This is a genomic window from Wenjunlia vitaminophila DSM 41686, assembly GCF_000380165.1.
GTDB classification, from domain to species: domain Bacteria; phylum Actinomycetota; class Actinomycetes; order Streptomycetales; family Streptomycetaceae; genus Wenjunlia; species Wenjunlia vitaminophila.
Genome location: NZ_KB904730.1, coordinates 1 through 4,389, shown reverse-complemented (window position 1 = coordinate 4,389; position 4,389 = coordinate 1). Strand labels below are relative to the sequence as shown.

Annotated in this window: 5 protein-coding genes; 1 reads left to right on the top strand and 4 read right to left on the bottom strand. The window is 68.4% G+C overall.

Annotation, left to right across the window (positions count from 1 at the left end; all coding sequences use genetic code 11):
• Positions 1-96 precede the first annotated feature (96 nt).
• The 3 genes from A3IG_RS0126820 to ftsE all read right to left on the bottom strand — a co-directional run bounded on the left by A3IG_RS0126820 (position 97) and on the right by ftsE (position 3,222).
• Positions 97-1,362: a S41 family peptidase gene (locus A3IG_RS0126820; RefSeq protein ID WP_018386675.1), complete on the bottom strand. Its 1,266-nt coding sequence runs from the start codon at positions 1,360-1,362 to the stop codon at positions 97-99.
• A 157-nt stretch (positions 1,363-1,519) separates the two neighbouring features.
• The gene (gene ftsX, locus A3IG_RS0126815) at positions 1,520-2,434 is read right to left on the bottom strand and encodes a permease-like cell division protein FtsX (RefSeq protein ID WP_018386674.1); all 915 of its coding nucleotides are present in this window, start codon (positions 2,432-2,434) and stop codon (positions 1,520-1,522) included.
• Between the two features lie 98 nt (positions 2,435-2,532).
• On the bottom strand, positions 2,533-3,222 hold the full coding sequence (gene ftsE, locus A3IG_RS0126810; protein ID WP_018386673.1) for a cell division ATP-binding protein FtsE: 690 nt from the start codon (positions 3,220-3,222) through the stop codon (positions 2,533-2,535).
• 276 nt (positions 3,223-3,498) lie between these two features.
• Here ftsE and A3IG_RS0126805 point away from each other — a divergent pair, with 276 nt between their 5' ends.
• The gene (locus tag A3IG_RS0126805) at positions 3,499-3,699 is read left to right on the top strand and encodes a hypothetical protein (RefSeq protein ID WP_018386672.1); all 201 of its coding nucleotides are present in this window, start codon (positions 3,499-3,501) and stop codon (positions 3,697-3,699) included.
• Positions 3,700-4,035: 336 nt separating this feature from the next.
• Here the strand turns inward: A3IG_RS0126805 and A3IG_RS0126800 are convergent.
• Positions 4,036-4,389, bottom strand: a 354-nt coding sequence (locus A3IG_RS0126800; protein WP_018386671.1) for an LPXTG cell wall anchor domain-containing protein, incomplete at its 5' end; no start/stop codon positions are given.

Genomic DNA, 4,389 nt, shown 5'->3' with positions numbered 1-4,389 from the left:
GGTCGGTGCAGATGTCGCAATCCACACCGAACCCAGAAGGCCCTCACCCGTTCAAGCACCCAGCACGCGTGTCACCAACGTCCCGGAACAGTACACCTAGCCCGGCGGGACCGGGCCGCCACGGGCGTCCGTGTCCTTCCGGGTGCCCAGACCGCGCAGCACCATGCAGGCCTGCTGCTGGGCCGCACCTGGGCCGAGCCCGGCGTCCACCTCCAGGTCGGGCCAGACCCCGGAGCCGTCAACGGTATGGCCGGACGGCGTGCGGTACCGGCCCACGGTGGCCTCCACCACCGAGCCGTCGGACAACGTGCTGGGTTCCTGCACCGAGCCCTTGCCGAAGGTCCGCGACCCGACCAGCACGGCACGGCCCCGGTCCTGCAGGGCGCCGGCGAGCATCTCGGCGGCGCTCATGGTGCCCCCGTCCACCAGCACCACCAGCGGGGTCCTGGTGTCCCCACCTGCCTCGGCGAACAGCGCCCGCTGCTCACCGAGGGCGTCGTAGGTCGCCACCAGACCGCCGTCGAGGAACGCCGACGCGGTACGGGTCGCCTCATCGACCAGGCCTCCGGGGTTCCCCCGCAGGTCGAGCACCACCCCGCCGCGGTCGGCGTCCGGACGGGACCGGACGCGGCGCATCGCTCCCTGCACCTGTTCCCCCACGCCCCGGGTGAACGAGGTGACCTTGATCCGTGTGATCCCCGGGGCCAGCTTCCCCACCGACACGCCCTTGGCCGTGAGCACGGCGCGCCGCAGCACGACGTCCCGGTTCCGCCCGTCGCGTTCCAGGCCGAGGGACACGGGTGAGCCGGCCCCGGCGCGCACCTCGTCCTCGCCCCGCAGCAGCCGCACCACGTCGGTGACCGGGCGGCCGGTCACGGGGCGGCCGTCGATCCGGGTCAGCCAGTCGCCGGGCCGCACCTCGGCCTGGTCCGCGGGACCGCCGGACTGCACCTGGCTGACCTGGATCCGCCCGGCTCCGGTCCGGCGCACCCACACGCCGACGCCGACGTACTCGCCGTCCAGCGTCTTCTGGAAGTCCTCGTACTCCTGCTCGGTGTAGTAGCTGGCCCAGCGGTCGCCACTGCGGCTGACCAGGGCCTTCGCGTCGTCGGGTGCGACGTTCCCCCGGTCCAGGGCCTCGGAGAGCGCCGTGGACGGGTCCGAGCCTGGCGAGTCCCGGGACCCCGACGTGTCGCGCTGTTCGCTGTCAGCGACGGTGTCCGAAGTCAGCGGCACGGGGTGCTGGGGCGGGTCGTCCCAGGTGCCGGTGGCCGTACCGGCTGCGACCACGGCACCGAGGACGAGCGCCAGGGCTGCCCCCTGCCGAATGCCACGGGGTCTGCCGAACGAGGGGCCGGACATGGCTGGGAGTCTAGGACACCCGGTGGGCGAGGAACCGCTGCCGATGACGTGTTGACCGGGGCTGGACCGACGACACCGCCCCGGCCACAGGTGGGTGGCCGGGGCGGACGTCCACACCCTGCACCGCCTTTTCCCTCGCGCGGGTGAGCGGCGCCCGTCAGACCTTGAGGTACTTGCGGAGGGTGAAGAACGCGGCCACCGCGGGCATCAGCATCCCCACCACCAGCACCAGCGGTATCACCGGCACCAGCAGGTAGTCCCAGCCGATGAACGTGATCAGTTCGATCTTGTCCACCAGCCAGTTGTCGATCAGGAAGTACTTGCCCGCAACCAGCATCGCGCAGGCCAGGGCACCTCCGATCAGACCCGAGATGGCAGCCTCCATGATGAACGGCATCTGGATGTAGAAGCCGCTGGCGCCCACCAGGCGCATGATGCCGGTTTCCCTTCGGCGGCTGAACGCCGACACCCGCACGGTGTTGACGATCAGCAGCAGCGCAACGACCAGCATCAGCGCCATCAGCACATAGGCCACCCGGTTCATACCGTTGAGGAGGTCGAACAGGTTCTCCAGCAGCGCTCGCTGGTCGTTGACCTGCATCACCCCGGGCCGGCCGTTGAACGCGCTGCTGATCACCTGGTACTTGTCCGGGTCCTTCAACTTGACCCGGAACGAGTCCTGCATCTGGTCCGCCGTCACATTGGAGGCGAGCAGGCTTTCCTTGAAGTCCTTCTGGTAGCGCTCGAAGGCTTCGGCGGAGGACTCGTAGTAGACCTTCTCCACGACCTCGAGCTTGTCCAGCTCGGCCGCGATCTCCTTCTTCTGCTGTTCGGTTACCGCACCTCTTGCGCAGCTCTTGACCGTTTTGGCGTCGTCCTTGTTACACAGGAATATCGACACCTGGACCTTGTCGAACCAGTAGCCCTTCATGGTGTCGACCTGCTCGCGGACGAGCAAACTGCCGCCGGCGAGGGCGAGGGAGAGCGCAACGCTCACGATCACCGCGAAGGTCATCGTCAGGTTCCGCCGGAGACCGACGCTGATCTCCGACAGGACGAACTGGGCCCGCATGATGTCCTTTCAGTGGCTGGCGGCTCGGCTGGGGCTGTCCCCCGCTCGACGTCCCCGGGAGCTCCGGGACGCCGAACCTCCCGGGTGCGGGGCGGCGCTCAGTGCTGGTAGCCGTAGACACCGCGCGACTGGTCCCGGACCAGTCGTCCTTGCTCGAGCTCGATGACGCGCTTGCGCATCTGGTCCACGATCTGCTGGTCGTGGGTGGCCATGACGACCGTGGTGCCGGTCCTGTTGATCCGGTCCAGCAGCTTCATGATGCCGACCGAGGTCTGCGGGTCGAGGTTGCCGGTCGGCTCGTCGGCGATCAACAGCATGGGCCGGTTGACGAAGGCCCTGGCGATGGCCACCCGCTGCTGTTCACCACCGGACAACTCGCCGGGCATCCGGTCCTCCTTGCCGGCGAGGCCGACCAGGTCCAGGACCTCGGGAACCACCTTGCGGATGGAGCTCCGGGACTTCCCGATGACCTCGAGCGCGAACGCGACGTTCTCCCGCACCGTCTTGTTCGGCAGCAGGCGGAAGTCCTGGAACACGTTCCCGAGCTGCCGGCGCAGGTGCGGCACCTTCCAGTTGGACAGCCGGGCGAGGTCCTTGCCCAGCACGTGAACGGCGCCGACGCTGGCCCGTTCCTCACGCAGGATGAGTTTCAGAAAAGTGGACTTTCCCGAGCCGGAGGAGCCCACCAGGAAGACGAACTCACCCTTCTCGATCTCGAGCGAGACGTCCCGCAGAGCCGGGCGCGTCTGCTTCGGGTAGTTCTTGGAGACATTGTCAAATCGGATCACGGCTGCATCACGGTCGGCCAGTGTAGGGGGCTACAGGACAACCGGGGACGGCTCTCCTGGTTCGGTGACGATACGCGAATCCGCGGGCGCGATGCAGTCGGCACCGGGGGTGGGTGGGCTGGTTCACTGTGCAAAAACGGATGACTGGGGCATAAGACCTTGGAGGAGCTCGGGAGCAGTCAGGCGGGACGCCCCATAGCCAGGGAACCTGGCACAGTGGTATGGACAGGAACCCACGAGGGCTCCGCGGCGTTGGCAGGGCAAGGAGGAGATCGCATGACATGCGACCGACTGGTGTGCGCCAACTGCTCCAGCCCGGTGAGCGAGGGGCGGTGCACGGTCTGCCGCGCCAACCGTGAGCGCCTGCACCAGCAGGGCGGCCTTCAGGGCCTGCTCAGCGGCCTGACTCCCATGGGGCTGCTGGTGCTCCTTGGGGCGCTCATTGCGGTTGCGCTGGTGCTGCGACACGCCGGCTGATGGCGCTGGGACAGCGCCGGGAACAGGCAGCGCGAAGCCGAGGAACCGGGGGTGTCGCCGAGTCGGTGAGCACCCCGACGGGTTGACGGCCACGGCGCGGCTCCATGGAGCGATCATCGGTCACTCTACGTGACAGCAAACGAATCGCTGACTGACCGCACACGGTCACCTCCGTGGCGCGAGCAGCAAAGAGGCCCGGAGCAAGGCGCTCCGGGCCTCTTGTCATACCGCTCGGCGGGACCGGCTCCGGGCCACCTCCGCCACCCGGGTGGCGGATCGGTGTCAGCGGTCAACGGTTCCCGTGGCAGCAGCGACGAATCGGGTCAGCGGCGCTGCTCAGACAGCCGAGCGGCGAGTGACCAGCCGCGGCATCAGCCGGAAGCCGACACCACCAGCGATCATGGTGGCCGCGCCAACGAGCAGGAAAGCGATCTCGGTGGAACCGGTCTCGGCCAGCTCCTCCTTGGGCTTGTCCTGGGTCACCTGCTGCGGAGAACTGGCGTTGTCGGTGTCGGTGCCGTCCTCGCACTGCACGTTGTCGTTGGTGAGGACGCAGGTGCCGTTGTCGCCACCGGTGTCGCCACCCGTGCCTCCGGACGTCACGCTGCCCTGGCTGTCGCCACCCTCGCTCTGACCCTCGTTGTCTCCACCGTCGCTCTGGCCGTCGCTCTGGCCGTCGCTCTGGCCGTC